The organism is Bradyrhizobium sp. SMVTL-02, assembly GCF_051853005.1.
Taxonomy (GTDB): domain Bacteria; phylum Pseudomonadota; class Alphaproteobacteria; order Rhizobiales; family Xanthobacteraceae; genus Bradyrhizobium.
Genome location: NZ_CP182469.1, coordinates 787,573 through 813,587 on the forward strand (window position 1 = coordinate 787,573; position 26,015 = coordinate 813,587).

22 protein-coding genes and 1 other RNA gene are annotated in these 26,015 nt (G+C 65.6%); 10 read left to right on the plus strand and 13 right to left on the minus strand.

The genetic code is table 11. The features are described from left to right. Positions 1-200: 200 nt before the first annotated feature. Positions 201-3,278: a DNA polymerase I gene (gene polA / locus ACNJYB_RS03760; protein ID WP_439372763.1), complete on the minus strand. Its 3,078-nt coding sequence runs from the start codon at positions 3,276-3,278 to the stop codon at positions 201-203. A gap of 278 nt (positions 3,279-3,556) precedes the next feature. Further along, on the minus strand, positions 3,557-4,624 hold the full coding sequence (locus ACNJYB_RS03765; RefSeq protein ID WP_439372764.1) for an acyltransferase family protein: 1,068 nt from the start codon (positions 4,622-4,624) through the stop codon (positions 3,557-3,559). A gap of 192 nt (positions 4,625-4,816) precedes the next feature. Between ACNJYB_RS03765 and ACNJYB_RS03770 the strand changes: the two genes are divergently transcribed. The 4 genes from ACNJYB_RS03770 to ACNJYB_RS03785 all read left to right on the plus strand — a co-directional run bounded on the left by ACNJYB_RS03770 (position 4,817) and on the right by ACNJYB_RS03785 (position 11,094). Then, positions 4,817-6,133, plus strand: a complete 1,317-nt coding sequence (locus ACNJYB_RS03770) for a UDP-glucose dehydrogenase family protein (protein WP_439372765.1) — start codon at positions 4,817-4,819, stop codon at positions 6,131-6,133. Between the two features lie 140 nt (positions 6,134-6,273). Next, entirely contained in the window at positions 6,274-8,748 is a 2,475-nt protein-coding gene (gene hrpB, locus ACNJYB_RS03775) for an ATP-dependent helicase HrpB (protein WP_439372766.1), read from the plus strand. 127 nt (positions 8,749-8,875) lie between these two features. After that, entirely contained in the window at positions 8,876-9,388 is a 513-nt protein-coding gene (locus ACNJYB_RS03780; protein WP_439372767.1) for a TIGR02281 family clan AA aspartic protease, read from the plus strand. A gap of 206 nt (positions 9,389-9,594) precedes the next feature. Further along, positions 9,595-11,094 carry a phosphomannomutase/phosphoglucomutase gene (locus tag ACNJYB_RS03785; protein WP_439372768.1) on the plus strand — a complete coding sequence of 500 codons (1,500 nt, stop codon included), beginning with the start codon at positions 9,595-9,597 and terminating at the stop codon, positions 11,092-11,094. A 204-nt stretch (positions 11,095-11,298) separates the two neighbouring features. Here the strand turns inward: ACNJYB_RS03785 and ACNJYB_RS03790 are convergent, their stop codons facing one another. From ACNJYB_RS03790 to ACNJYB_RS03830, 9 genes are all read right to left on the minus strand, one after another. Continuing rightward, positions 11,299-11,808, minus strand: a complete 510-nt coding sequence (locus tag ACNJYB_RS03790) for an Lrp/AsnC family transcriptional regulator (RefSeq protein WP_439372769.1) — start codon at positions 11,806-11,808, stop codon at positions 11,299-11,301. 97 nt (positions 11,809-11,905) lie between these two features. Further along, on the minus strand, positions 11,906-12,829 hold the full coding sequence (locus ACNJYB_RS03795; RefSeq protein ID WP_439372770.1) for a sugar kinase: 924 nt from the start codon (positions 12,827-12,829) through the stop codon (positions 11,906-11,908). A 6-nt stretch (positions 12,830-12,835) separates the two neighbouring features. Beyond that, positions 12,836-13,774: an NAD(+) diphosphatase gene (gene nudC, locus ACNJYB_RS03800; RefSeq protein ID WP_439372771.1), complete on the minus strand. Its 939-nt coding sequence runs from the start codon at positions 13,772-13,774 to the stop codon at positions 12,836-12,838. A gap of 10 nt (positions 13,775-13,784) precedes the next feature. Next, positions 13,785-14,204 carry an HIT domain-containing protein gene (locus tag ACNJYB_RS03805; protein WP_027561570.1) on the minus strand — a complete coding sequence of 140 codons (420 nt, stop codon included), beginning with the start codon at positions 14,202-14,204 and terminating at the stop codon, positions 13,785-13,787. Positions 14,205-14,483: 279 nt separating this feature from the next. Beyond that, complete coding sequence (locus ACNJYB_RS03810; RefSeq protein ID WP_439372772.1) at positions 14,484-15,611, minus strand: muconate cycloisomerase family protein; 1,128 nt, start codon at positions 15,609-15,611, stop codon at positions 14,484-14,486. Then, the gene (locus ACNJYB_RS03815) at positions 15,608-16,363 is read right to left on the minus strand and encodes an SDR family NAD(P)-dependent oxidoreductase (protein WP_439372773.1); all 756 of its coding nucleotides are present in this window, start codon (positions 16,361-16,363) and stop codon (positions 15,608-15,610) included. The genes ACNJYB_RS03810 and ACNJYB_RS03815 overlap by 4 nt, the downstream gene beginning before the upstream one ends. Next, positions 16,363-17,157 (minus strand): amino acid ABC transporter ATP-binding protein, encoded by a 795-nt coding sequence (locus ACNJYB_RS03820; protein ID WP_439372774.1) that lies wholly within the window; start codon positions 17,155-17,157, stop codon positions 16,363-16,365. Before ACNJYB_RS03820 ends, ACNJYB_RS03815 begins: the two co-directional genes overlap by 1 nt. Continuing rightward, positions 17,154-17,816 (minus strand): amino acid ABC transporter permease, encoded by a 663-nt coding sequence (locus ACNJYB_RS03825; RefSeq protein WP_439372775.1) that lies wholly within the window; start codon positions 17,814-17,816, stop codon positions 17,154-17,156. Before ACNJYB_RS03825 ends, ACNJYB_RS03820 begins: the two co-directional genes overlap by 4 nt. 189 nt (positions 17,817-18,005) lie before the next feature. Then, complete coding sequence (locus ACNJYB_RS03830; protein ID WP_439372776.1) at positions 18,006-18,851, minus strand: transporter substrate-binding domain-containing protein; 846 nt, start codon at positions 18,849-18,851, stop codon at positions 18,006-18,008. Positions 18,852-19,033: 182 nt separating this feature from the next. Here ACNJYB_RS03830 and ffs point away from each other — a divergent pair. From ffs to ACNJYB_RS03855, 5 genes are all read left to right on the plus strand, one after another. Continuing rightward, an RNA gene (ffs, locus tag ACNJYB_RS03835) (signal recognition particle sRNA small type) lies at positions 19,034-19,130 on the plus strand. 94 nt (positions 19,131-19,224) lie between these two features. Beyond that, positions 19,225-21,066 (plus strand): DNA polymerase III subunit gamma/tau, encoded by a 1,842-nt coding sequence (locus ACNJYB_RS03840; RefSeq protein ID WP_439372777.1) that lies wholly within the window; start codon positions 19,225-19,227, stop codon positions 21,064-21,066. A gap of 27 nt (positions 21,067-21,093) precedes the next feature. Continuing rightward, on the plus strand, positions 21,094-21,414 hold the full coding sequence (locus tag ACNJYB_RS03845) for a YbaB/EbfC family nucleoid-associated protein (protein ID WP_211412300.1): 321 nt from the start codon (positions 21,094-21,096) through the stop codon (positions 21,412-21,414). A 1-nt stretch (position 21,415) separates the two neighbouring features. Continuing rightward, positions 21,416-22,018, plus strand: coding sequence for a recombination mediator RecR (gene recR, locus ACNJYB_RS03850; RefSeq protein WP_027561562.1), 603 nt, complete (start codon positions 21,416-21,418; stop codon positions 22,016-22,018). A 30-nt stretch (positions 22,019-22,048) separates the two neighbouring features. Next, positions 22,049-22,486, plus strand: coding sequence for a hypothetical protein (locus tag ACNJYB_RS03855; protein WP_439372778.1), 438 nt, complete (start codon positions 22,049-22,051; stop codon positions 22,484-22,486). A gap of 126 nt (positions 22,487-22,612) precedes the next feature. Here the strand turns inward: ACNJYB_RS03855 and ACNJYB_RS03860 are convergent, their stop codons facing one another. Further along, a complete protein-coding gene (locus ACNJYB_RS03860) occupies positions 22,613-23,977 on the minus strand; it encodes an AmpG family muropeptide MFS transporter (protein ID WP_439372779.1) in 1,365 nt (454 codons plus the stop codon). A gap of 81 nt (positions 23,978-24,058) precedes the next feature. Continuing rightward, the gene (locus tag ACNJYB_RS03865; protein WP_439372780.1) at positions 24,059-25,258 is read right to left on the minus strand and encodes a DNA recombination protein RmuC; all 1,200 of its coding nucleotides are present in this window, start codon (positions 25,256-25,258) and stop codon (positions 24,059-24,061) included. Positions 25,259-25,429: 171 nt separating this feature from the next. Between ACNJYB_RS03865 and def the strand changes: the two genes are divergently transcribed. Beyond that, positions 25,430-25,957, plus strand: coding sequence for a peptide deformylase (def, locus tag ACNJYB_RS03870; RefSeq protein WP_439372781.1), 528 nt, complete (start codon positions 25,430-25,432; stop codon positions 25,955-25,957). Positions 25,958-26,015 lie beyond the last annotated feature (58 nt).

Sequence of the window (26,015 nt, forward strand, 5' to 3'; positions counted from 1 at the left end):
ATATGCGATCGGCAGCGGGGCCATCGCGCAATTGCTCGGAGGACAATTGAGTTCTGCTCTCGCCCCGTTCTTACGGGGAGAGGGTTGGGGTGAGGGGCCTCTCTTCCTACGGGCGGTCGTCGATAGACCTGTACCCCCTCACCCGGATCGCGAGGGCGATCCGACCTCTCCGCGCAAGCGGGGAGAGGTGAAGGACAGCGTCAATGCGCCTCGTCCCAATTATTCGCCGCACGCGCGTCGACGTGCAGCGGCACCGAGAGCAGCACGGCCGGGAACGGCGCGTCCTGCATCACCTTCTGCACGACGGGAAGCGTCGCCTCGACCTCGGCGTCCGGCACCTCGAAGATCAGTTCGTCATGCACCTGGAGCAGCATCTGCGCCGAGAGTTTCCGCTCGGAGAGCGCGTCCTCCACCCGCGTCATGGCGCGGCGGATGATGTCGGCGGCAGTGCCTTGCAGCCGCGCGTTGATTGCCGCGCGCTCGTTGAAGGCGCGCACCGAGGCATTCGAGGCCTTGATATCCGGGTAGTGGCACTTGCGGCCGAACAGCGTGGTGACGTAGCCGTGGTTCCGGCAGAAATCGCGCGTCTCGTCCATGTAGGCGCGGATGCCGGGGAAGCGCTCGAAATATTTCTTGATATAGGCGGAGGCTTCTTCGCGCGCGATGCCGAGCTGGTTGGCGAGGCCGAACGCGGAGATGCCGTAGATGATGCCGAAATTGATCGCCTTCGCGCGGCGGCGGATCTCGCTCGGCATGCCCTTGATCGGCACGCCGAACATCTCGGAGGCGGTCATCGCGTGAATGTCGAGCCCGTCGCGAAAGGCCTGCTTCAGCACGGGAATGTCGGCGATCTCGGCGAGCAGCCTGAGCTCGATCTGCGAATAGTCGGCGGACACCAGCTTGTGTCCGGGCGTCGCGATGAAGGCGCGGCGGATCTTGCGGCCGTCCTCGGTGCGCACCGGAATGTTCTGCAGGTTCGGCTCGTTCGACGAGAGCCGACCCGTCGTCGTCGCCGCCAGCGCGTAGGTCGTATGCACGCGATGGGTCAGCGGATTGACGTAGGTCGGCAGCGCGTCGGTGTAGGTCGATTTCAGTTTTGAAACCTGCCGCCACTCCAAAATCTTCCGCGGAAAATCGTGGCCCTGCTCGGCGAGATCATCCAGCACCTGCGCGGTGGTCGACCACGCGCCGGTCTTGGTCTTGGTGCCGCCGGGCAATCCCATCTTGCCGAACAGGATGTCGCCGATCTGTTTTGGGCTGCCGACATTGACGGGCTCGCCCGCGATCTCCTGGATCTCGGCTTCGACACGAGCCGCAGTCTGCGCGAAGTCGCCGGAAAGCCGCGACAGCACCTGGCGGTCGATCGAGATGCCGCGCCGCTCCATGCGTGCGAGCACCGACACCAGCGGGCGCTCCAGCGTCTCGTAGACCGTAGCCATGTGCTCGGCGACGAGCCGCGGCTTCAGCACGCGCCAGACCCGCATGGCCATGTCGGCGCCTTCGGCCGACAGCGGTGCGGCCTTCTCGATCGGCACCTGGTCGAAGGTGATCTTGCCCTTGCCGCTGCCGAGCAGCTCGCTCTCCTTCAGCATGGCGTGGCCGAACCAGCGCTCGGACAGCTGCTCCAGCGCATGCGAGCCGCGGCCGGCGTCGAGCACGTAGGAGATCAGCAGCGCATCGTCGATGTTCCGCAGGGTGATGCCGTGCTGTGCCAGCATGACGGCGGTGAACTTGACGTCGAAGCCGATCTTGAGAATGCCTGCCGATTCCAGCACCGGCCGCAGCGCTTCGATCGCTTCGGTATGCTTGACCTGGTCGGGCGCAAGACCGGCGTCGAACAGGCCGGCGCCGCCGCCGGACTGCTTGTGCGCGAGCGGAACATAGCAGGCCTCGTTCGGCGCCAGCGCGAGCGCGATGCCGCAGAGATCGGCCTGCATCGGATCGATCGAGTTTCCTCGAAGTTCGATCGCGACATGGCCGGTGTCATGGATGCGCGCAATGAAGGCGTTCAGCTCCTTCAGCGACTTGATCGTCTGGTACTTGGCTCGGTCAACCGGCAGCTTGCGCAGCGCCTCTTCGCGCGCAGCAGCGAGCGAGATCGGCCCGCCCTTCGGGCTCGCGGCCTTGTCCTCCTTGCTCGCGGATTTGTTGGGCTCGTTCGACCGTGCCTGTGGCGCCGTGCCGCTGCCCGGCGCGGGCACGACGTCTGAGGGCGGCAGCGGCGAGAAGACGCTGGCGCCGCTGGCATAGCCGGGGTCGGCGTCCACGCTGGAGGGGTCGATCTGCGAATACTCGGCGACGCGGCGCGTCAGCGTGGTGAATTCCATCGCCTTCAGGAAGGCGATCAGCTTGCGCGCGTCCGGCTCGTGGACCGCGAGGTCGTCGAGCGGCACCTCCAGATTGACCTTGTCGTCGAGCAGCACTAGCTGCCGCGAGATGCGCGCCTTCTCGGCGTTCTCGAGCAAAGCCTCGCGCCGCTTCGGCTGCTTGATCTCGGTGGCGCGGAACAGGAGCTGTTCGAGGTCGCCATATTCGGTGATCAGCTGCGCCGCGGTCTTGATGCCGATCCCGGGCACGCCGGGCACGTTGTCGGTGGAATCGCCGGCGAGCGCCTGCACCTCGACCACCTTCTCCGGCGGCACGCCGAACTTCTCGATCACTTCGGGGATGCCGATGCGGCGGTCCTTCATGGTGTCGTACATGGTGACGCAATCGGTGACGAGCTGCATCAGGTCCTTGTCGGACGACACGATGGTCGCGGTCGCGCCGCGCTCGCAGGCCTGCCGCACATAGGTCGCGATCAGATCGTCGGCTTCGAAGCCCACCTGTTCCAGGCAGGGCAGGTCGAAGGCGCGCACCGCTTCGCGGATCAGCGCGAATTGCGGGATCAGGTCATCCGGCGCCGGCGGACGGTGTGCCTTGTAGTCGGGATAGATCTTGTTGCGGAAGGTGATTTCCGACTTGTCGAAGATGATCGCCAGATGCGTCGGCCGGTCGGCCTCGGGCATGTCGCGCAGCAGCTTCCACAGCATGTTGCAGAAGCCGAGCACCGCATTGACTTGCAAGCCGTCGGACTTGCGGTTCAGCGGCGGCAGCGCGTGATAGGCGCGGAAGATGTAGGAGGAACCGTCGACCAGGAACACGTGATCGCCCTTGCCGGCCGCCTTCGCCGCGACCGGTTTGGCAGCAGCTGTCGCAGCAGCGGGCTTGGTGGCAGCGGCCTTTGGCGCGGCCTTGGTGTCAGCTCTGGCGGAGATCTTCGGCGATGTTTTGGGCATGGCCGCAATGTATGAATTTTTGCGGGATTTGACAGCCTTGGGAGGGGTATTTTTGGCTCACGGGCGTCGCTATCCCCACTGTCGTTTCCCGCATCCCCGCTGTCATTCCCCGCGCAAGCGGGGAATCCAGTACGCCGCGGCTTGTCGGCTCGATCACTGACGTCTCGGCGTACTGGGTCGCCAGGTCCCGGCTCAGCCAAGGCCACGCCGAGGCCCACACGATCGCTCGGCACGCCGAAGCATCGGCGAAGGCGGCAAGCCGGGCGACGACACTGTGGCTACTCCGCGGCCTGCAGCACCGGCCCTGCCTTCTTCGGCGCAATCCAGAACGCATCGGGTCGTTCGAATAGGAAATTGAAGCCGAGCCGCAGTGCGGCCTGCCAGATCACAAGCGAGCCGATCACGCCGGCGATGGTGACGATCAGCGACACGGTGCCGATATCGGGGATGATGCCGGTGCGGAGCAGCAGGGTCCGCGTCGCCGCCATCGGCAGGAAGAAGGCGAGATAGATCACGATCGAATGCTCGCCGCAGAACCGGAACAAGTTCAGCCAACGCGCGCGCGCGAGCAGCGTGCCGGCCGTGATGATGGCACAGGCGCCGGCGAAGCCGAGCACGAGCGACACGAACTTCCATTCGCTGGCGCCGATTGCAACGAGGCCGGCATTGACCAGCGCCCAGGCCGCGAGCGCGGCGAGCGCCAGCGCGGGATGGCTGCGCGCGCGGTCCGACAGTGCGAACACGTAAGGGGCGAACAGATAGCCCGAACAGAAATAGACGAAGCGCGCGCAGAACTCGTCAATCGCGGTCCAGCCCGTCGTGACGCGCGCCGTCTCCAGCGCGGCGGCGATGAGCCAGATCGCGAGCGGCGGAATCTTGCGTGTCAATTTTGTGACGACGAAGAAGACCGGTAGCAGATAGATGAACCAGAGCGTGCCGAACGGCTCGATGAAGGATTCGAGATAGAGGAAGCCGACCTCGCGCCAGCTCGTCTCCGCGGCAAACGCGGGCGCCTTGAAGCCGAACTGGATTGTCACCCAGACGACATAGAAATAGGCGAAATGCATCACCTTGCGGTCGAGATAGGTACGCCAGTCGCGGTCGATCACGAGCGGCAGGAACAGGCCCGAAATCAGGAAGAAATCCGGCATCCGGAACGGCTTTGCGAAGGCCACGGCGACATGCATGAACCCGGGCTCGCCGGCGGCGAGCTCGACCCCCAGCACCGAATGCATCATCACGACCATGACGATGCAGATGCCCTTGGCATAGTCGACCCAATCGACACGCGCGGCAGCCGGGGCCTTGGAAAGCCCATCTGGTGCGATTGTGCCTGATGAAGCCATGGTGTTCCTTTTCGGGGCGTCTTCCGCCCGGCCCTGTACGGCCGCGGGGCAGTTTGGGCCGTTGCGATTTCGGACTTCTTTACCGGTTCAATTCGCGTGCCGGTTTTTGTTCGCAGACGGTTCCCTTCGATCGGGAAAGTGCTAAACCGCCCCGCATGGGGTTTCGTTAACCAAGCCAAAACAGGGTTTTTCATGCGAATCGCGATGATCGGGACGGGCTATGTGGGACTGGTGTCCGGAGCCTGCTTTGCGGATTTCGGTCACGACGTCACCTGCGTCGACAAGGACGAGCGGAAGATCGCGGCCCTGCACCGCGGCGAGATCCCGATCTACGAGCCCAGCCTCGACGAGCTGGTTGCAACCAACGTCAAGGCCAAGCGGCTCGACTTCACCACTGACCTGTCGAAGCCGGTTGCGGATGCCGATGCGGTGTTCATCGCGGTCGGCACGCCCTCGCGCCGCGGCGACGGCCACGCCGATCTGTCCTACGTCTACGCCGCCGCGAAGGAGATCGCGCAGTCGCTTCAAGGCTTCACCGTGGTCGTGACCAAATCGACCGTGCCGGTCGGCACCGGCGACGAGGTCGAGCGCATCATCCGCGAGACCAATCCGAAGGCGGACGTCGTGGTCGCCTCCAACCCCGAATTCCTGCGCGAGGGCGCGGCGATCCGCGACTTCAAGTTCCCCGACCGCGTCGTGGTCGGCACCTCCGACGAGCGCGGCCGCAAGGTGATGGGCGACATCTACCGCCCGCTGTCGCTGAACCAGGCGCCGCTGATGTTCACCGCGCGTCGTACCGCGGAGATGATCAAATACGCCGCCAACGCGTTCCTCGCGACCAAGATCACCTTCATCAACGAGATCGCCGATCTCTCGGAAAAGGTCGGCGCCAACGTGCAGGAGGTCGCGCGCGGCATTGGCCTCGACAACCGCATCGGCACCAAGTTCCTGCATGCCGGTCCCGGCTTCGGCGGCTCGTGCTTCCCGAAGGATACCAAGGCGCTGATCAAGATCGCGCAGGACTACGACGTGAATCTGCGCATCGTCGAATCCGTGCTGGCGGTCAACGAGAACCGCAAGCGCGCGATGGCGCGCAAAGTGAGCCAGGCGCTCGGCGGGAGCTTGCGCGGCAAGACCATCGCCGTGCTCGGCCTCACCTTCAAGCCCGATACCGACGACATGCGCGATGCGCCCTCGATCCCGCTGGTGACGGGCCTGCTCGACATGGGCGCGAAGGTCAAGGCCTTCGATCCCGTCGGCATGGAGCAGGCGAAGGGTGAGCTGCCCAACATCACCTATTGCGAAGACGCCTATTCCTGCGCGCAAGGCGCCGACGCCCTGGTCATCGTCACCGAATGGGTGCAGTTCCGCGCGCTCGATCTCGACCGGCTGAAGGCAACCATGGCGCAGCCCGTCGTCGTCGACCTCCGCAACATCTACCGCCCCGAAGACATGGCGGCCGCCGGCTTCACCTACGAGAGCGTCGGGCGCTCGTCGGCGCAGGGCTAATCGCGACACACGATTGTCATACCCCGCGAAGGCGGGGTATCCAGTACCCACGGATCTTCGGAATCGCCGGGGTCTGAATAGACTGGATCGTCCACCCCTCCGCGCAGTTGCGCGAGGTGGACGATGACGGACAGAGACTATTGCCCCGCAGTTTCGACACGCCTCTCCCGATCGATGCCGTGCTCGACGACCTCTCGCGCACGCTGGATCGGCATAACGCGGCCGTGCTGGTGGCGCCCCCGGGCGCCGGCAAGACCACGCGCGTGCCGCTGGCGCTGCTCGATGCGCCCTGGGCCAAAGGCAAAAAGATCATCGTGCTGGAGCCGCGGCGCATCGCGGCGCGCGCCAGCGCCGACCGCATGGCGAGGTCGCTTGGCGAGCGCGCCGGCGAGACCGTCGGCTACCGTGTCCGCTTCGGCTCGAAGATCTCGCGCGCGACGCGCATTGAGGTCGTGACCGAAGGCATTTTCACCCGCCAGATCCTCGACGACCCCGAACTGTCAGGCGTTGCCGCCATCCTGTTCGACGAATTCCACGAGCGCTCGCTCGATGCCGACATGGGCCTGGCGCTGGCGCGCGATGCGCAAACCGGCCTGCGTGAGGACCTGCGCATCCTCGTGATGTCGGCCACGCTCGACGGCGCCCGTGTGGCAAAGCTGCTCGGCGATGCCCCCGTCGTCGAGAGCGAGGGCCGCGCCTTTCCGGTCGAGACGCGCTATCTCGGCCGCAAGGCGGATGCGCCGATCGAACGGCAGATGGCCGATGCGATTGCCTCTGCGCTCCGCGCCGACAGCGGCTCGGTGCTGGCATTCCTGCCGGGCGCCCCCGAGATTCGCCGCACCCAGAATTTCCTCAGCGAACGCGTGCAGGATGCCTCGATCGAGATCGTGCCGCTGTTCGGCGCACTCGACGCCGCCGTGCAGGACCGCGCCATTGCGCCCGCGCCGAAGGGCACGCGAAAGGTGGTGCTGGCGACGTCGATCGCAGAGACGTCGCTGACCATCGAGGGCGTGCGCATCGTGGTCGATTCCGGTCTCGCCCGCGTGCCGCGCTACGAGCCCGACATCGGGCTGACCCGGCTCGAAACCGTGCGCGCCGCGCGCGCAGCGGTGGACCAGCGCCGTGGCCGCGCCGGCCGCACCGAGCCCGGCGTCTGCTATCGGCTCTGGGACGAGCCGCAGACGGCCGCGCTCGCGCCCTATACCCAGCCGGAAATTCTGAGCGCCGATCTGTCCTCGCTCGTGCTCGATCTCGCGCAATGGGGCGTCACTGACCCGGCTGCGCTGTCGTTCCTCGATCCGCCGCCGCAGCCGGCGTGGAAGGAAGCCAAGAGCCTGCTCTCCGAGCTGAACGCGCTCGATGCCGACGGCCGTATCACCGCCGAGGGCAAGAGCCTGCGCGCACTGGCGCTGCCGCCGCGTCTGGCACGCATGATCGTGGATTCGCATCGCGCAGGTGCGGGCGAAGACGCGGCCGAGATCGCGGCGATCATCACCGAGCGCGGGCTCGGCGGAGACAGCGTCGATCTGGAGCACCGGCGCGACCAGTTCCGCCGCGATCGATCGCCGCGCGCCGCGAGCGCACGCGATCTGGCGCGGCGCTGGGCCTCGCAGGTGGCAGCATCCGAGAAGGCGGGGCAGCAGGACGATCTCTCCACCGGCCTGATGCTGGCTTACGCCTTCCCGGACCGTATCGCGCGCAATCGCGGCAATGGCAGCTTCGTGCTCGCCAATGGTCGGGGTGCGGCTGTGGAGCAGACCTCATCGCTCGCACGCGCGCCCTATATCGCGGTCGGCGAGATGACGGGAACGGCCGCCAGCGGCCGCATCCTGCTCGCGGCGCAAATCACCCAGGACGAGATCGAGCGTCATTTCGCCGAGCATATCGAGAACGTCGACGAGATCTCCTTCGACCGCGGCGCGATGGCGCTGCGCGCGCGGCGCAAGCGTGTGCTGCATGCGATCACGCTCTCTGAGGCGACGCTCGCCGTGTCGCCCTCGGAGGACACCGCGCGCATTTTCGCAGATGGGTTGATCGCCGCTGGCCTCGACCGGCTGCCCTGGTCGAAGGCCGCAAAACAGTGGCGCGACCGCGTGATGTTCCTGCGCAAGGCCGAGGGCGACAGCTGGCCGGATCTGTCCGATGACGGTCTGATCGCGCGGTGCGATGATTGGCTGGTGCCGGCGCTCTATGACAAGATCGCGCTCAAGGACATTTCTCCCGGCGATCTCTCCGATGCTTTGATGGCACTGCTGCCCTGGGAGATGCGCGCGCGGCTCGACCGCGAGGCGCCGACGCATTTCGAGGCGCCGACGGGAAGCGTGCTCGCGATCGACTACGAGGCCGAGCAGGGGCCGACCATCGCGGTGCGTCTGCAGGAATTGTTCGGCCTCAACACCCATCCGTCGATTGCGGCCGGCAAGGTGCCCCTGGTGCTGGAATTGCTGTCGCCGGCCCAGCGGCCGGTGCAGGTGACACGCGATCTTCCCGGCTTTTGGCGCGGCAGCTACGCCGCCGTGCGCTCCGATCTGCGCGGGCGCTATCCGCGCCATCCATGGCCGGACGATCCCGCGTGCGCACTGCCGACCCGGCGGGCAAAGCCGCGCGGGACGTGAGTTTTTTAGGCCGCATTAACCGTCCGCTCATCCTTTTCACCAAAATGGCGAGGTTCTGGCCGCGTCTCCGCTCGCGGGAGAACGGGTTGCGTGGTGAAATCGAGCGTTCCGGCTCGGAAGTGGTGTGATGCGTAACATTATGATTTTCGCGGCCCTCATGATCGGCCTCGGCACCTTCATGGCGCAGATGGCCGACAGGATGAGCTCGGCGTCCGCCACGTCAGTGCCGCGCACGACGGTCGCTGTCGCAACCCCGGCGCCGTCCGGGAGCCGCAGCCTCGCCATTTCCCGCGACGGCCGCGGGCACTTCCAGACCGATGGCCGGATCGACGGGCAGCGCATCGGGTTCATGGTCGATACCGGCGCCTCCGTGGTCGCGCTGAACGAGACCTCGGCTGCCCGCTTCGGCCTGCGTCCTTCGCGCAGCGAGTACAACGCCATCGTCTCCACCGCCAACGGCACCATCAAGGCCGCCCGCACCCGCATCGCGATGCTTGATGTCGGCGGCCTCATCGTGCGCGATGTCGATGCCATGGTGCTGCCGGACGAGGCCTTGTCGGAGAACCTGCTCGGCCTGTCCTTCCTGTCCCGCCTCAAGCGCTTCGAATACGCCAACGGGCAGATGGTGCTGGAGCAGTAAGCCGCATCGCACGGCTCCGTAGCGCGCCGACGAACGGCCATTCGCGCGAATTTTGCACGGAACGAGCGGAAGTCGCACGCGAGAGCGCGCTTCCCGTTACCAAACTGCCGTAATTATCGGCCATGAGCCCTCATTCCCGCCTTCCGCTGCAGCCCGGCATTCGCTAAGGCTGCATCAATTCCTGCTTTTTTCACGAGACTGTCTCAATGTTTCCCAAGCCGAAACCCGTCCTGCTGCCCAACACCTACGCCTTCGAATCCGAGCCGATGGTGAAGCCCACCGGATTTCGTGAATACGACGCGCGCTGGTTGTTCCAGAAGGAAATCAACCTGATGGGCGTGCAGGCGCTCGGCATGGGCCTTGGCGCGCTGATCGCCGAGCTCGGCGTCAGCCAGGAGATCGTCACCGGTCATGATTTCCGCGGCTATTCGGCCTCGATCAAATATGCGCTGATCTCCGGCCTGATGGCGGCGGGCTGCAGGGTGCACGACATCGGGCTCGCGGTGACGCCTATGGCCTATTTCGCGCAGTTCGATCTCGACGTGCCCTGCGTCGCCATGGTCACGGCCTCGCACAACGACAATGGCTGGACCGGCGTGAAGATGGGCGCCAACCGTCCGCTCACCTTCGGTCCCGACGAGATGACGCGGCTGAAGGAGATCGTGCTCAATGCCGAGTTCAAGAACAAGGCGGGCGGGGCCTACCAGTTCCACGAGAACTATGCGGCGCGCTACACCGCCGATCTCACCAATCGTCCGAAGCTCAAGCGCAAGCTCAAGGTCGTCGCCGCCTGCGGCAACGGCACCGCCGGCGCGTTCGCGCCGCAAGTGCTTGAAGCGATCGGTTGCGAGGTGATCCCGCTTGACACCGAGCTCGATCACACCTTCCCGAAATACAATCCGAATCCGGAAGACATGGAGATGCTGCACGCGATCCGCGACGCGGTGCTGCATCACAAGGCCGATGTCGGCCTCGGCTTCGACGGTGACGGCGACCGTTGCGGCGTCGTCGACAACATCGGCGAGGAGATCTTCGCCGACAAGGTCGGCGTGATGCTGGCGCGCGACATGTCGGCGATCCACAAGGACGCGCAGTTCATCGTCGACGTGAAGTCCACCGGCCTCTTCATCACCGATCCCGTCTTGCAGAAGCAGGGTGCGAAGACCGCCTATTGGAAGACCGGCCATTCCTACATGAAGCGCCGCACCAACGAGACCGGAGCGCTTGCCGGCTTCGAGAAGTCCGGCCACTTCTTCTTCAACCAGCCCTATGGTCGCGGCTATGACGATGGCCTCGTCTCGGCGATCGCGATCTGCGACATGCTCGATCGCGCCCCCGGCAAGTCGATGGCAGACCTGAAGAACGCGCTGCCGAAGACGTGGTCGTCGCCGACCATGTCGCCGCATTGCGCCGACGAGGTGAAGTACGGTGTCATCGACAAGGTGGTGAAGCATTTTGAGGGCTTGCAGGCCAAGGGCGCCAAGATCGGCGGCCAGTCCATCCGCGATCTCGTCACCGTCAACGGCGTCCGCGTCACCGTCGAGGACGGTAGCTGGGGCCTGGTGCGCGCCTCCTCCAACAAGCCTGAGCTCGTCGTCGTGGTCGAGAGCCCGGTATCCGAGCAGCGGATGCACGATATGTTCGAGATGGTGAACAGCGTGCTGCGCACGCATCCCGAAGTCGGCGAGTACAATCAGACGATTTGAGGCGAGCCCTCGCCGCGGCAGTGCGCCCCCTCGCCCCGTTCTTACGGGGCCGCGACGAGCTTCGCTCGCGCTGAGAGGGTTGGGGGTGAGGGGTCACACGCGAGATCGCCCTGGGACCTGTACCCCCTCACCCGGATTGCATCTGCCGATGCAATCCGATCTCTCCCCGCAGGCGGGGAGAGGTGAAGGAAGGTCTCGTGAAGATTAAGCCGCCACCACCGCCGGGATCGGGAGCGCGGTCACCGACTTGATCTTCTCCATCGCAAAGCGCGAGGTGACGTTCTTCAGCGGCACGGCGCTGATCAGCTTCTTGTAGAAGATGTCATAGGCCTGCATGTCCGCGACCACCACGCGCAGCATGTAATCGACGTCGCCGGCCATGCGATAAAACTCCATCACCTCCGGCATGGCGCTGACGGCCTCGGCGAACCGCTTCAACCAGGCGTCGGAGTGATCGGAGCTCTCGACCGACACGAACACGGAGATGCCGAGCCCGATCTTGTTCTGGTCGACCAGGGCGACGCGCTTCAGGATCACGCCATCGGCCTCCAGGCGCTGGATGCGTTTCCAGCAGGGGGTCGAGGACAGTCCGACACGGTCGCCGATCTCGGCAACGGAGAGGGAGGCATCTTCCTGCAGTACCATCAGGATCTTGCGGTCGATGGCGTCGAGGCGGCGGCTGGTCTCGGGGATCTGGACAGCGGCATCAGTCATTTGAAGAACTTTGTTCCATTTCAAGGGCTGATTTCCCTGATATAGAGAAAATCCTTCCACAGCAAGCCTATAATCTCCGCGCATCCATGGAATCGCTTTAGGCCTCCCCGCGCAAAAGCTCCTCAACTTCAATACGTTGCGGGGCGGCCAGGCCGCCGCCGTGGCGGGTGCATTTCAGCGCTGCGGCGGCCGCGGCGAAACGCAGCGCCTCCCGCACGCCCTTACCCTCGGCGATGCCAAGCGCGAATGCGCCGTGGAAGACGTCGCCGGCGCCAAGCGTATCGACCGCCTCGACCGCGAAGGCCGGGGTCTCCTCAAGCGCGCCTCCCTCGTCCAGCCAGATCGTGCCATCCGGACCGCGGGTGGCGGCAAGGAAGGCCGGCGTCAGCCTTGCAAGCCGCTTCAAGGCCTCGCCGTCATCGGCGACGCCGGCCGTCTTCTGAACCTGCTCGCTGGCGAACAGCAGGTGCGAGGCAGCGGTGAGCAGCCCGTCCTGCAACGACATCGCGCGATCGACGGCGACGACGACGGAAATGCCGCGCCGGCGGGCCTCAGTGCAGAGATCAATGCAGAACGGGCCGCAGCGGCTCTCGATCAGGACGGCCCGACAATCGGCGAGCAGATCGTCAGCGTCGGGCAGCTTCACACGCCACAGCCCGGGATCGCGGTAGATGGTGAGCGTCCGTTCGCCGGAGGGCTCGATCATGATGGCGGACACCGGCGTGGTCAGGCCCGGCATGCGCACGATATGCGCAGTGTCGATGCCTTCCTGCGCCATCTGCGCGAGAATGAAATCGCTCGACGTTTCCCGCGCATCGCCCATGGGACCTGCGAACACGATACGGCCGCCAAGTCGCGCCATAGCGACCGCGGCGTTGAGCGCATTGCCGCCGCAGATCTCGGCGAGATGGCTCGAGTTCGCCTTGCTGCCCCGCGCGGGCACGGCCTCGACACGAAAGGTGAGATCGCGCACGGGAATGCCGATGCAGAGGATGCGTGGCGCGATCACGGCTGGCGCCATCGGCGATCAGCTCTTGTCGTACACCCAGCGGCCGAGCAGGTGATGCGCGATCGCGAACGGATGCGGGCCCGCGAGCCCGTCCGGATGCGTCCGCGTCAGCATCTTGGCCGCCTCCTCGCGCGAGAACCAGCGTGCGTCTTCCAGCTCGGAACGATCGACGACGATGTCCTCGCTCACGGCCCGCGCGCTGCAGCCGATCATCAGCGACGACGGATAGGGCCAGGGCTGGGTCATGTAATACTGCACGTCGGTGCAACGGATGCCGGATTCTTCGAGAATTTCTCGGCGCACCGCGTCCTCGATGGTTTCGGCCGCCTCGACGAAGCCGGCGAGGCAGGAATACATGCCGGGCGGGAAGTGCTTCTGACGGCCGAGCAGGCATTTGTCGCCGGAGGCGACGTGCATGATCACGACCGGATCGGTGCGCGGAAAATGCTCGGCTTTGCAGGCAGGACAATCCCGCTTCCAGCCGCCTTCCTTCATCGCGCTGCGTGCGCCGCAATTGGCGCAATAGCCATGGCGCTGATGCCAGCCCACAATCGACTTCGCCATCGCGATCGCCGAGAGCTCTTCGGGGGGGATCGCGCCCTGCATCGCCATGCCGCGCAGCTCGGTCACGGTGTAATCCTCACGGCCGATCAGCTTCTCGGCGGCAGCCTGCGACATGCCCATACCGAACATCGCCGCGCCATCGCGCAGGCCCAAAAAGATCGTGCCGGGATTGGCGCCGCATTTCAGCGCCTCGTCGATCGAGAGCAGCGCGCGCACCTTGTCGCCCTCGCGCTTCACCAGCAACGAGTCGCGATAGACGACATAGGCGCGCGAGGACGGTTTCTGCTCGAGCGCGAACAGCTTTTCATCGTCGCGGCGCAGATGCGCGGCTCGGTCGAGCACGTTGGTGACGAAGGCCGGCTGCCCCAGCGGAAATGCGTCGAATGCTGACATTCTTGTTCTTTCAACCCAACCAGATCTTGCGGCGAAGCGCGCTGATGAAATTCTGAACCTCCGCGGCATCGTGTGCCAGAGGCGGCATCACGCCCCACACCGGCCGCGGCCAGGCCGCGTCACTGGTGCGACGCGCGATGATGTGGACGTGAAGCTGCGGCACGAGATTGCCGAGCGCCGCGACATTGAGCTTGTCGCATTTGGTGATCTCCTTCAGCGCGCGCGAGACGCGAGAGATCTCGGTCATCAGCTGCGCCTGCTGCACCTCGTCGAGATCGATGATCTCGACCGCATCGACCCGTCGCGGCACCAGCAGCAGCCAGGGATAATGCGCATCCTTGATGACCAGCACCTTGGACAGCGGCAGATCGCCGATGTCGATGGTGTCCTCTTTCAGGCGGGAGTGCAGCGACCAGGCGGGATCAGACATATGCGTTTCCGGATGGCCCGATCGGGAACGGGCTTGTTGGGCCGGACCATACGACAGCGATTCCGATTGGGGAAGGACAGCGACTGCATACACGGTCGTCGCTTTCTTCTCCCTCTCCGCGTTCTTACGGGGAGAGGCCCGGGGTGAGGGGCTCTCTTCACGCGTGGGATCGCCGAGAGACCTGTACCCCCTCACCCGGAATTCAAACTTCGTTTGAATTCCGACCTCTCCCCGCACGCGGCCCGCAAGCGGGGAGAGGTGAAGTTCAGCTCGCAATCCTTACGCCTCCGCCAGCACCCGCGCATTGGCGCGGACCGAGGCCTCGCTGACGCGGATGCCGAGGCCGGGACCGTCGGGCACCACGACATGGCCGGCGCGGTTGGCGACGCGCTCTTCCAGCACGTCCTCGGTCAGCACGTGGTGCGGCATATAGAACTCGCAGCCGAGCGAGATGCCTGGCGTCGCCGCGATCAGCTGCGTGCCTGCGGCAAGGCCAATGCCGCCCTCCCACAGCGTGCCGCCATAGCCGGGCAGGCCGGCGATGTCGGCGATCGCCATGATGGCCTGCGCCTCGAACAGGCCGCCGGCCTTCATCAGCTTGATCGAGACGGCGTCCGCCGCCTCGCGGCGCACCACCTCCATCATGTCGCGGCGGTCGAAACAGCTCTCGTCCGCGAGCACGGGCGTTTCCAGTGCTGCCGTGAGCTGCGCCATCACATCGAGATATTTGCGCGGCACCGGCTGCTCGATGAAGGTCGGCGCGAACTCTTCGACGTCGCGCAGGACCTTGATGGCGCCGAACGGCGCCAGCGCCTGGTTGTAGTCGACGCGCAGATCGACCTTGTCGCCGAACTCTTTGCGGATTGCCTCGAGATGCTCGAGATCCTCGCGATGCGGCTTCACGCCTGTCTTGACCTTGTAGATGACATTGCCGTCCGGAACCATCTTTCGCATGCGCTCGAGATCGGCGGCGAAATCGGGATCGGCGATCGAGAAGGAAAGGGGGATGGTGTCGCGCACGCGGCCGCCGAGCAGGTCGGCGACCGAGAGTCCCGACGACTTGCCGACGATGTCGAGCAGCGCCATCTCGATTCCAACCTTGGCCTCGGCATGTCCGACCAGCGCGCGATCGAGCTCGGCCATCAGCGCGCGGATGCGGCGCACGGGTTTGCCGAGCACGATCGGGCGCAGATAAAGGTCGAGCGCGGAGAAGGCTGCCTCCGGTGTTCCCGTGAACACCTCCCACGGCGCCGCTTCGCCCCAGCCGACGACGCCGTCGCTCGAGGTGAGCTCGATCAGCACGCGCTTGATCGTGCCCTTGACGTTGCCGACGCCCTGCAGGCGCGCCATCTTGATCGGGCTTTCGATCAGGAACAGCCTGATGCGTTCGACCATTGCTTCGGTCATGTCAGGCCTCCATTGACGTGCCAGACCTGGCCGGTGACGTAGGACGCCTTCGGTGATGCCAGGAAGGCGATGATTTCGGCGACCTCCTCCGGCCGCCCGCGGCGTCGCATCGGGATCAGTGCTTCGGTTGCGGCGATCTGCTCGGGCGACAACCGGCTTTCGCTGGGCTTGTCCTTGACGATGAGGCCGGGGGAGACCGCGTTGACGGTGATGCCGTCTTTCGCAAGCTCCATTGCGGTGAGCCGCACCAGTGCTTCGAGCGCGGAGCGGCTCGCGGCGGTCGCCGCGAAGGGCGCGAATTCCGGGCGGATCGCATGCGCGACGAACGACGACACCGCGACGATCCGCGCATCGCGCCCGGCACGCAGCAGCGGCAGCGCGGCGTCAACGAGCCGCGTGAAAGCCAGCGCGGATTCGTCCATCGCTTGTCGGAATTGATCGGCGGGCGTGCCGATGGCGCTGCCGCGGCGGGCATGGCCGCCGACGAGAACCAGTCCGTCGAGACGGCCGAAGGCGGCTTGCGTGGCGGCGATCGCGTCGATGGCAGCAGCCTCTTCGGCGAGATCGCCGAGGCACTTTGCCACAACACCGCCCATCGCTTGGGCCTCCGCCGCAGTGGCTTCGAGACCTTGCGCGTTCGAGCGCGTGTGCAGCAGCAGCGCGGTGCCGGGCGCCGCGAGCAGCTTTGCGGTGGCGCGGCCGATGCCGCTGGCGGCACCGGTGACGAGATAGGCGCGATTGATCCCGGACATCACGATGCCGGTGTGGCCGGCGGCAGGGCGCCGGTGCGGTGGAAATGGCCGAGGAAGGCGCGCGTGGCGGCTTCCTTGGGATTATCGATCACCTGCCGCGCCGGGCCTTCCTCGACCACGACGCCGTCGCGCATGAAGATCAGACGGTCGGCGACCTCGCGGGCAAACGCGATCTCGTGAGTCACGATCACCATGGTCATGCCTTCGGAGGCGAGCCGCTGCATCACGTTGAGCACCTCGCCGACGAGCTCGGGATCGAGCGCCGAGGTGGCCTCGTCGAACAGCATCACGTCCGGCTCCATTGCGAGCGCGCGCGCGATGGCGACGCGCTGCTTCTGGCCGCCGGAGAGCGTCGCCGGATACTGGTCGGCCTTCTCGGCAAGCCCGACCTTGGCGAGCTGGGCCCGCGCGAGCTTCTCGGCGACGGCCTTGGCCATGCGTCGTACCGTGACCGGTCCCTCCATGACGTTCTGGAGCGTCGTCATGTGCGGGAACAGGTTGAAGTGCTGGAACACCATGCCGGTGGTGGCGCGAAATTTTGCCAGCGCCTTCACGTCGGGGAGCCTCGTGCCTTCACCAAATGCAAAACGCGTATCGCCGACGCGGACGCTGCCGCCGTCGGGCACGACCAGCAGGTTGATGCAGCGGAGCAGCGTCGATTTGCCGGAGCCTGATGGCCCGATCAGCGCGACCACGCCGCCCTTGGCGACGTCGAGACTGATGTTCTTCAGGACCTCGTTGCTGCCGAAGCTCTTGCGCAGGCCACGGATCTCGATTTTTGACGTGTCGCTCATTCGCTCACCGCCAGTCGCTTCTCGCCACGCCGGACGATGATGGTGAGCGGGATCAGGATCGCTGCATAGGCGAGGGCAACCGCAGTGTAGGTCTCCAGCGGCCGATAGCTGTCATGGGCCGCGACCTGGCTTTGATAGACGAGGTCAGGCACGGCCAGCACCGAGACCAGCGAGGTGTTCTTGAACTGGATGATCGACTGGTTCATCAGCGCCGGGATCATACGCTTGATCGCCTGCGGCAGCACGATGCGGCGCATGCTCTGGCTCGGTGTCATGCCGAGCGCGGCACCGGCTTCCGACTGGCCGCTGTCGATCGAGACGATGCCGCCGCGGATGATCTCCGAGTAGAACGAGCCGCCATAGAGCGAGAGCGCCAGCGCCGATGCGGTGATCGGCGTCATCTCGACGCCGGCGAGGATCGGCAGCGCGTAATAGAACCAGATCAGCTGTACCAGGATCGGCGTGCAACGAAACGCCTCGATGAAGGCGAGCGCGGTCAGCCGCAGCGCTTTGAAGCGCGACAGGCTGCCGAATGCGCCGAGCAGGCCGAACAGCAGCCCGCAGACGACGATGACCACGGTGAAGCCGACGGTGACGCCGAGCCCGTTGAGAAAGAGCCAGCGATAGCTCCAGAGGATGCCGAAGTCCCACTGATACATGCGTGCTTTCTTGCTTCACCTCTCCCGCTTGCGGGAGGGGTCGCGTCGCATCGGAGATGCGATGCGGGTGAAGGTTCTCTCCTCTGGGGGAGTCTTGCCAGCGGAGACACCCTCACCCCAGCCCTCTCCCGCAAGCGGGAGAGGGAGAGGAGCGGTGCGCGCGGCTCTCACTTGCCTCAAACGGATAGCTTACAGCGACACGCCCGGCGGAATGTCCGCCTCGGTCACACCCACGAGCTCCATGTTCGTGATGATCGCGTTGCGGATGAAGCCGAGGCCCTTGTTGAAGTCGATCCAGGTGTTGACGTAGTCGCGGAAGGTCTTGTCGTTCTCGCGGCGGAAGCCGGCATTCGATGTCGTCGCGAAGATCGGCGTCGGCAGCACGAACTGGCCGAGCGAGGGATTCTTCTTCAGCACGGTGAGCGACAGCATGGTGATCAGGCACTGCGCGTCGACGCGGCCGGTCTGCAGCGCGGCGGTGGCGTCGTCCGCGGTCTTCAGGCGCGAGATCTGCGCCTTCGGCGTCAGGCGGCTGACGACCTGGTCGTGCGAGGAGCCCTGGTCGACCGCGATCTTGATGTCGGGGGAGTTCAGCTCGGCCCAGCTCTTCGGCTTGAAGTCCTTCTTGCAGAGGATGCCGAAGGCGTTGTTGAAGACCGGCACCGAGAAGTCGACGACGAGCGCCCGCTTCGGCGTCGGGTTGAGGCCGAAGAAGATGTCGATCTTGTTGGACTGCAGATCGAGCACCGAATTGCCCCAGGTGGTCTCGGTGATCTCGAGTTCGGCCTCCATGTCGTCGGCAAGCCCCTTGGCAATGTCGATGTAGAAGCCCTTCCACTGGCCGGTGGCGAGGTCCTTCATGTAGTAGGGCGCGCCGCCGCCAACGGCGCCGATCCGCATCTTCTTGGTCCGGCGGATGCGGGCGAAGGTCGATTCGCTCGGATCGGCGGTCTGGGCCACGGCTGGCGCGGCCAGCGCTGCCGCGGTCACCGCGCCAAGCCCGACAATCGATGCAACATCACGACGTGTAACCATTGGGATCAATCGCTTTTCTGGTTGGATGGAGTTCCGGCAGCGTTCTAGCAAGGTGGCCCCCGCAGCGAAAGCACAGCCTGTCGGCTGACCAGGACCGCGATTGCCCGGATGCTGGGCAAACCCGATCCGTTCGCGCCGATACCCGCTTGCTTTCCGCTCCCTTTGGCCCCAAATAGGGGTCGGGAGATTGGCGGTGGACGAGCCACTCGCCAACCGGGTCAGGTCCGGAAGGAAGCAGCCCTAACGAGGTCCGGATCGGGTCGCTCGTCAGTCTCCTACCTGTTTTTCCGAGCGAATTGCGCCGGCGGGCTCCCCGCCGGCGCGCTCCTTTCCGCAAAAGCCGGCCGAGAGAGATTTCATTGCGGATCGACCGATGACCGACGCTGGCGCCCCTCCCAATCCTGACAGCGCCGGCCCGGCCGGCAACGCGCCTTACCGGGTGCTGGCGCGCAAATACCGTCCTTCCAGCTTCGACGACCTGATCGGCCAGGAGGCCGTGGTCCGGACCGTTTCCAATGCGTTCGAGACCGGCCGCATCCCGCAGGCCTGGATCCTCACCGGCGTCCGCGGCGTCGGCAAGACGACCACTGCGCGCATCCTGGCCCGTGCGCTCAACTACGAGATGCCGGACGGCTCGGTGCATGGGCCGACCATCCACATGCCGACCTTGGGCGTGCATTGCCAGGCGATCATGGAAAGCCGGCACATGGACGTGCTGGAGATGGACGCGGCCTCCCATACCGGCGTCGACGACGTGCGCCAGATCAATGACAGCGTGCGCTATGCGCCGGCCAGCGCCCGCTACAAGGTCTACATCATCGACGAAGTCCACATGCTGTCGACGGCGGCGTTCAACGCCTTCCTGAAGACGCTGGAGGAGCCGCCGGAGCACGCCAAGTTCGTGTTCGCGACGACCGAGATCCGCAAGGTTCCGGTCACGGTGCTGTCGCGCTGCCAGCGCTTTGACCTGCGCCGCGTTGAGGCCGATGTGCTGATGAAGCATCTCGCCAACATCGCTGCCAAGGAAAGCGTCGAGATCGAGCCCGAGGCCCTCGGCATCATCGCGCGTGCCGCGGAAGGCTCGGTGCGCGACTCTCTGTCGCTGCTCGACCAGGCCATCGCGCATGCGGCGGGGCAGGTGAAGGCCGACGCCGTCCGGCAGATGCTGGGCCTCGCCGACCGCACCCGCGTCATAGATCTGTTTGATTCGCTGGCGCGCGGCGACATCGCCGCGGCCTTCAAGGAGTTCCGCGACCAGTACGACGTCGGCGCCGATCCGATCGTCGTGCTCTCCGACCTCGCCGAATTCGTCAACTTCGTCACCCGCGTGAAGATCGTGCCGGCGACCGCCGACAACGTCGCCTATGGCGAGACCGAGCGCGTGCGCGCGCGGGATTTCGCCTCGAAGATCTCGATGCGCGTGCTGTCGCGGATGTGGCAGATGCTGCTGAAGGGCATCACCGAGGTGCAGGCGGCGACACGCCCGGCCGCGGCCGCCGAGATGGTGTTGGTGCGGATCGCCTACGTCGCCGACCTGCCGACGCCGGACGAAGCGATCAGGATGCTCGAGCAGAACGGCGGCGGCTCGCCGGTCGTGAACGGCGGCGGGACTGCGCGCAGCAGCGCGCCGGCTGCGTCTATGGCATCTGCAGCGCCTGTTGCGTCCGTGGCGCCGGTTCGCATGCCGACATCGTCGCCATCGGCGTTCGGCGGCGCGGTCCGTCCGCAGATGGCGGCGCCCGCGCCCGATCCGCAAGGTGCCGCGCCGCAGCTGCGCATCACCAGCTTCACCCAGCTCGTGGCGCTCGCCGGCCAGAAGCGCGACCTCATGACCAAGGGCGCGCTCGAAGGTGACATGCGCCTCGTCCGTTTCGAGGAGGGCCGGCTCGAGGTCGCTCTCGAGCCGAACGCCTCCAAGACCATGATCTCGGAGCTCGCGAAAAAATTCGAGCTGTGGACCGGCCGGCGCTGGACCGTGATCGTCTCCAACGAGCAGGGCCAGCCGACCCTGCGCTCGGTGAACCAGGCCGCCAAGCAGGAGCATGCGCGTACCGCCGAGGCCGATCCGCGCGTGCAGGAGGTGCTGTCTCGCTTCCCCGGTGCGAAGGTCATCGAGGTCCGCAGGCTTGCCCCCGAGGCGCCGGAATCCAATATTAATGCGGACTATGGCAGTGACGATCCCGTCGACGGTTCCGACGGCGATGACGATCTCTGAGCCGACCTTTTCAAGGATACGCGACCTATGGCTGATTTTCTCGGCATGATGAAGCAGGCGGCGCAGCTGCAATCCAAGATGCAGGAAATGCAGGAGCAGCTCGCCAACGTGGAGGTTGAAGGCATCTCCGGCGGCGGCCTCGTCGCGGTGCGCATGACCGCCAAGATGGACGTCAAGGGCATCAAGATCGATCCCTCGCTGATGAAGCCGGAGGAGCGCGAAGTCCTGGAGGATCTGCTCGTCACCGCGCTCGGCGATGCCCGCCGCAAGGCGGAAACGGCGGTGCAGGACAAGATGCAGTCGCTCACCGGCGGGCTCGGCCTGCCGCCGGGGCTGTTCGGCCAGTAAGATGGGTGCGGTTGCGGGCCCCGAGATCGAGCGGCTGGTCCAGCTTCTCGCACGGCTGCCGGGCCTCGGTCCGCGCTCGGCGCGGCGCGCCGCGCTGCATCTGATCAAGAAGCGCGAAGCGCTGATGATGCCGCTGTCGTCGGCCCTTCAGGTCGCGCTGGACAAGGTCCAGGTCTGCAAGACCTGCGGCAATATCGATACGCAAAATCCCTGCACGGTCTGCACCGATCCGAAACGTGATCCCGCGATCATCGTCGTCGTCGCCGACGTTGCCGATCTCTGGGCGCTGGAACGGGCCAATGCGACCCAGGGGCGCTATCATGTGCTGGGTGCGACATTGTCGCCGCTCGACGGTGTCGGCCCGCAGGACCTCACGATCGACGCGCTGGTCGCGCGCGCGCATGCTGCCGAGGTGCACGAAATCATCCTGGCGCTGAATGCGACGGTGGACGGCCAGACCACGGCGCACTACATCACCGACCTGCTTCAGGACGCCAACGTCAAAGTAACCCGACTCGCGCATGGTGTGCCGGTCGGTGGCGAGCTTGATTATCTCGATGAAGGTACGCTATCGGCCGCCATGCGGCAGCGGACCCTGTTCTAGCTATCCTGCAGATCTGACGGAACGGACGACATGACGAAACTCTTCGCCACACGGTTGGCTTTGGCCGCGACGATGCTCCTGCTGGTGACCCCGGCGATCTCCGCGCAGCAGGACGATGCGGCGCCGCCGGCCCCCAAGCCCGGCAAGCCGATCAACACCGGTGACGTGCTCTCGGGAGAACTGACCGCATTGAAAGTGCGCGACGTGAAGAACGCGGGCAAGCGGATCGCGACCTACCAGATCACCTCCGAACCGCGCCGGTTGCCGGCGCCGGGCGGGCTGTGCAATCTCGAAACCGGCCCCGAAACCTTCCAGCTCGTCACCGCCAGCGACGCGCAGGCCGCGCAGTTGAAGTCGTTCGTCGGCAAGGAGATCTCGGTCAAGGTCGACGAGGTCGCCTGCGCCAGCGATCCCGGCCAGATGAGCGAGGCCGTGATCACGAAGTGGAGCCTGATCAAGAAGCAGTAGGGGGCGCGCCACTCCCTCGGCCGTCATTGCGAGGAGCCCTTGCGACGAAGCAATCCAGGCCGTTTCCGCCCAGGGCAGTCTGAATTGCTTCGCTTCGCTCGCAATGTCGGTGGTCGGAGCGTCAGCTCACACCCGCACCGGCCCCAGCGCCTCGAAATGCCCGCGCTTCTGCAAGTAGGCCAGCAGCATCAGGCTCGGGATCGCCACCAGCACGCAGATGACGAAGAACAGCGGCCACCCCGTCGTCTCCGCGACATAGCCTGCGCTCGATGACAGATACGTCCGCCCCACCGCCGCGAGCGCGGTGAGCAGCGCATATTGCGTCGCCGTGTGCAGCGGATTCTGGCACAGCGCCGAGAGATAGGCGACGAAGATCACGGTACCGATCGCGCTGGTGAAATTCTCGGCGCAGATGGCGAGCGCCAGCGCCCATTGGTTGGTGCCGACCACGGCGAGCCAGGAGAAGGACAGATTGGCGAGCGCCTGCACCACACCGCCGATCCAGAGCGATGTCGCCAGCGAATAGCGCCGCGCCACGAACCCGCCGGCGAACCCGCCGATCAGGGTTGCGGCGAGGCCCACGCCCTTGACGATCGCCGCATAGTCGTTGCGGGTGAAGCCGAGGTCGATCACGAACGGCGCCGTCATCGTGCCCGAGAAGGCGTCGGTGAACTTGAACAGCACCACGAAAGCGAGTGCCGCGAGCGCGTCCTTGCGCGTCAGGAACTCCGAGAAGGCGCCGATCGCCGCATGCAGCACGCGCGTGAACGCAGTCTCTTCTTGCGTCGCGGCCTCGGCCCGCACTGATTGTTCGGGCTCGGTCGCGACCAGCGCCGTGATCGTCCCGATCAGCACCATCGCCGCCATCACCACATAGCCCCACATCCACGCCGATGGTCGCGGGATGCCGTTGCCCTCGAAACCCGAGACGATGAACAGCGCACCCGCGGTCGAGACCAGCATGCCGATGCGATAGGCTGCGACGTAAGCCGCCATGCCGGCGGCTTGCTCGCTCTCCGGCAGGCTCTCGACGCGGAAGGCATCGACAACGATGTCCTGCGTCGAGGACGTCGTCGCTACCAGCAGCGCGCCCAGTGCAACATAGAATGGCGAGCGAGCGGGGTCGGTCATCGCCAGCAGCACGATCGCGACGATCAGCAGCAGCTGCGAGAACACCAGCCAGCCGCGCCGCCGCCCGAACGCGCGGGTGAACAGCGGCACATGCAGCGCATCCACCAGCGGCGCCCACAGGAACTTCAGCGTGTAGGGCGTGCCGACCAGCGCGAACAGCCCGATGGTCTTGAGGTCGACCCCGGCTTCGCGCATCCACACCAGCAGCGTCGATCCCGACAGCGCCAGCGGCAGGCCGGAGGAGAAGCCGAGGAACAGCACGATCAGCACCCGCGGTTGCAGGTACACGGCCAGGCTCTCCCGCCAGGAGGGCCCAGGGGCGGCAGTCGCGGCGGAGGAGGTCGCGTCGGGAGCGGTCATGGGGGGGTGTTAGCAGATTCTGGCCCTACAGGTGAGCTGTCGTCACCCGGTCGAGCCGGGCGACGACAGTGTGCCTTAAATTCACTCCCCCGCCTGGAGCTTCCTTGGAAACAGTTCCGGCGCGGCCGTCGCCACCAGCCTCGGCCCTTCCGCCGCGTCGGTCTTGCTGAAATCGAGCTCCTCGATTCTCCCTGCGCGCTTTTCGATCTTGTCGGCGGAGATCAGGATCTGGCGGACGTCCTCGTTCGCGTCGGAAAAATGCTTCTGCAGTTTGACCACGCGATCGCGCAGGCGGCCGAGATCGTCGCCGAGCTTGATCACCTCGGTCTGGATCTGGTCGGCGGCATCGCGCATGCGCGCGTCCTTCATGATCTGCTGCATCACCTGGATCGCGAGCATCAGCAGCGAGGGCGACACCAGCACCACGCGGGCGCGATAGGCCTTCTGGATCACGTCGTCGAAGCCGTCGTGAATCTCCGCGTAGACGGATTCCGACGGCACGAACATCAGCGCCATCTCCTGGGTCTCGCCGGTGACGAGGTATTTTTCGGCGATGTCGCTGACATGCTTCATCACGTCGCCGCGCAGCCGCTGCGTGGCCACGCGCCGCTCCTCGTCGGTGCGGGCATCGTGCAGCGCCGTCATGGCCTCCAGCGGGAATTTGGCGTCGATGCAGAGCGGGCGCTGGTCGGGGAGGAACACGACGCAGTCGGGCCTTTTTCCGGTCGAGAGCGTGAACTGGAACTCGTAGGAGCCCTTGGGAAGGCCGTCCTGGACGATCGCCTCCATGCGGGCCTGGCCGAAGGCGCCGCGCGACTGCTTGTTGGCGAGCACGTCGCGCAGGGTCGTCACCTGCGTGGTGAGGTCGGTGAGGTTCTTGTGCGCGTTGTCGATGATGCCGAGCCGCTCATGCAGGGCGCGCAGGCTCTCCATGGTGTTGCGGGTCGAATGTTCCATGGACTGGCCGACGCGGTGGGTCACCGAATCCAGCCGCTCGTTGACGGCCCGAGCCATCTCGGCCTGCCGGCCGGCCAGCGCCTGGGTCATGGCGTCGACCCGGCCCGAGGCCTCGCTCTGGGCGCGCAGCACCTGGGCGAGGCGTTCCTCGAGCTCGTCGGCCCGGATCGCGTGCGCCATGGCGAGTTCCGCGCCGCGCCGTCCCGAGCGTGCGATCACGACCGCGATCACAACCAGCAGGATGAGGACGAGCGCGCCGAAACCGATCAGCACATCGATGGTGCGCACCGGCAAGTCGCCGAGCATGACAATGATCTCATTCATGCCTGCTGTTCTAACCGATTCGCGGTGAGGTGCGAACGAAGGGGGAACGTCGTCGGTTGATGGTCCCTGAATTCTTATGGTTAACGAAACCTGAAGTTTTATGGTTAGCGGAGGGTTAACGGGGTTCCTCGCCGCATTGACCGCATCCGGCGCGCGGCTTAAATCGCGGCCATGGCCCTACGAGAAATCATCATCCTGCCCGACAAGCAGCTGCGCCTGGTCTCCAAGCCGATCGAGAAGGTCACCTCGGAGATCCGCAAGCTCGCCGACGACATGTTCGAGACCATGTATGACGCGCCCGGCATTGGCCTTGCGGCGATCCAGGTCGCGCAGCCGCTGCGGCTGATCACCATGGATCTCGCCAAGCGCGATGAGAACGGCGAGACCAAGCACGAGCCGCGCGTCTTCATCAATCCGGAGATCCTGGCTTCCTCGGAGGAGCTGTCGGTCTACGAGGAGGGCTGCCTGTCGATTCCCGAATATTACGAGGAGGTCGAGCGTCCCGCGAAGGTGCGCGTGCGCTTCACCGATCTCGACGGCAAGGTGCACGAGGAGGACGCCGAGGGCCTCTACGCCACCTGCATCCAGCACGAGATCGACCACCTCAACGGCGTCTTGTTCGTCGACTATCTGTCGAAGCTCAAGCGCGACCGTGTGATGAAGAAGTTCGAGAAAGCCGCCAAGCGCGCGGGCGAGTGAATTGCAGCCGATCGGTTCTGCCACACGCCCTACTCTGCTCCCTCCCCCTTGTGGGGGA

Excerpts from the sequence above, each read along its gene's own strand:
- ACNJYB_RS03845 (WP_211412300.1), top strand. The coding sequence starts at position 21,094 with ATGGCTGATTTTCTCGGCATGATGAAGCAGGCGGCGCAGCTGCAATCC.
- ACNJYB_RS03825 (WP_439372775.1), bottom strand. The coding sequence starts at position 17,816 with ATGTATCAGTGGGACTTCGGCATCCTCTGGAGCTATCGCTGGCTCTTT.
- ACNJYB_RS03765 (WP_439372764.1), bottom strand. The coding sequence starts at position 4,624 with ATGGCTTCATCAGGCACAATCGCACCAGATGGGCTTTCCAAGGCCCCG.
- ACNJYB_RS03780 (WP_439372767.1), top strand. The coding sequence starts at position 8,876 with ATGCGTAACATTATGATTTTCGCGGCCCTCATGATCGGCCTCGGCACC.
- def (WP_439372781.1), top strand. The coding sequence starts at position 25,430 with ATGGCCCTACGAGAAATCATCATCCTGCCCGACAAGCAGCTGCGCCTG.
- recR (WP_027561562.1), top strand. The coding sequence starts at position 21,416 with ATGGGTGCGGTTGCGGGCCCCGAGATCGAGCGGCTGGTCCAGCTTCTC.
- ACNJYB_RS03860 (WP_439372779.1), bottom strand. The coding sequence starts at position 23,977 with ATGACCGCTCCCGACGCGACCTCCTCCGCCGCGACTGCCGCCCCTGGG.
- polA (WP_439372763.1), bottom strand. The coding sequence starts at position 3,278 with ATGCCCAAAACATCGCCGAAGATCTCCGCCAGAGCTGACACCAAGGCC.
- ACNJYB_RS03840 (WP_439372777.1), top strand. The coding sequence starts at position 19,225 with ATGACCGACGCTGGCGCCCCTCCCAATCCTGACAGCGCCGGCCCGGCC.
- ACNJYB_RS03815 (WP_439372773.1), bottom strand. The coding sequence starts at position 16,363 with ATGTCCGGGATCAATCGCGCCTATCTCGTCACCGGTGCCGCCAGCGGC.
- ACNJYB_RS03805 (WP_027561570.1), bottom strand. The coding sequence starts at position 14,204 with ATGTCTGATCCCGCCTGGTCGCTGCACTCCCGCCTGAAAGAGGACACC.
- ACNJYB_RS03770 (WP_439372765.1), top strand. The coding sequence starts at position 4,817 with ATGCGAATCGCGATGATCGGGACGGGCTATGTGGGACTGGTGTCCGGA.
- ACNJYB_RS03790 (WP_439372769.1), bottom strand. The coding sequence starts at position 11,808 with ATGACTGATGCCGCTGTCCAGATCCCCGAGACCAGCCGCCGCCTCGAC.
- ACNJYB_RS03785 (WP_439372768.1), top strand. The coding sequence starts at position 9,595 with ATGTTTCCCAAGCCGAAACCCGTCCTGCTGCCCAACACCTACGCCTTC.
- ACNJYB_RS03830 (WP_439372776.1), bottom strand. The coding sequence starts at position 18,851 with ATGGTTACACGTCGTGATGTTGCATCGATTGTCGGGCTTGGCGCGGTG.
- ACNJYB_RS03865 (WP_439372780.1), bottom strand. The coding sequence starts at position 25,258 with ATGAATGAGATCATTGTCATGCTCGGCGACTTGCCGGTGCGCACCATC.
- ACNJYB_RS03795 (WP_439372770.1), bottom strand. The coding sequence starts at position 12,829 with ATGGCGCCAGCCGTGATCGCGCCACGCATCCTCTGCATCGGCATTCCC.
- ACNJYB_RS03810 (WP_439372772.1), bottom strand. The coding sequence starts at position 15,611 with ATGACCGAAGCAATGGTCGAACGCATCAGGCTGTTCCTGATCGAAAGC.
- nudC (WP_439372771.1), bottom strand. The coding sequence starts at position 13,774 with ATGTCAGCATTCGACGCATTTCCGCTGGGGCAGCCGGCCTTCGTCACC.
- ACNJYB_RS03855 (WP_439372778.1), top strand. The coding sequence starts at position 22,049 with ATGACGAAACTCTTCGCCACACGGTTGGCTTTGGCCGCGACGATGCTC.
- ACNJYB_RS03820 (WP_439372774.1), bottom strand. The coding sequence starts at position 17,157 with ATGAGCGACACGTCAAAAATCGAGATCCGTGGCCTGCGCAAGAGCTTC.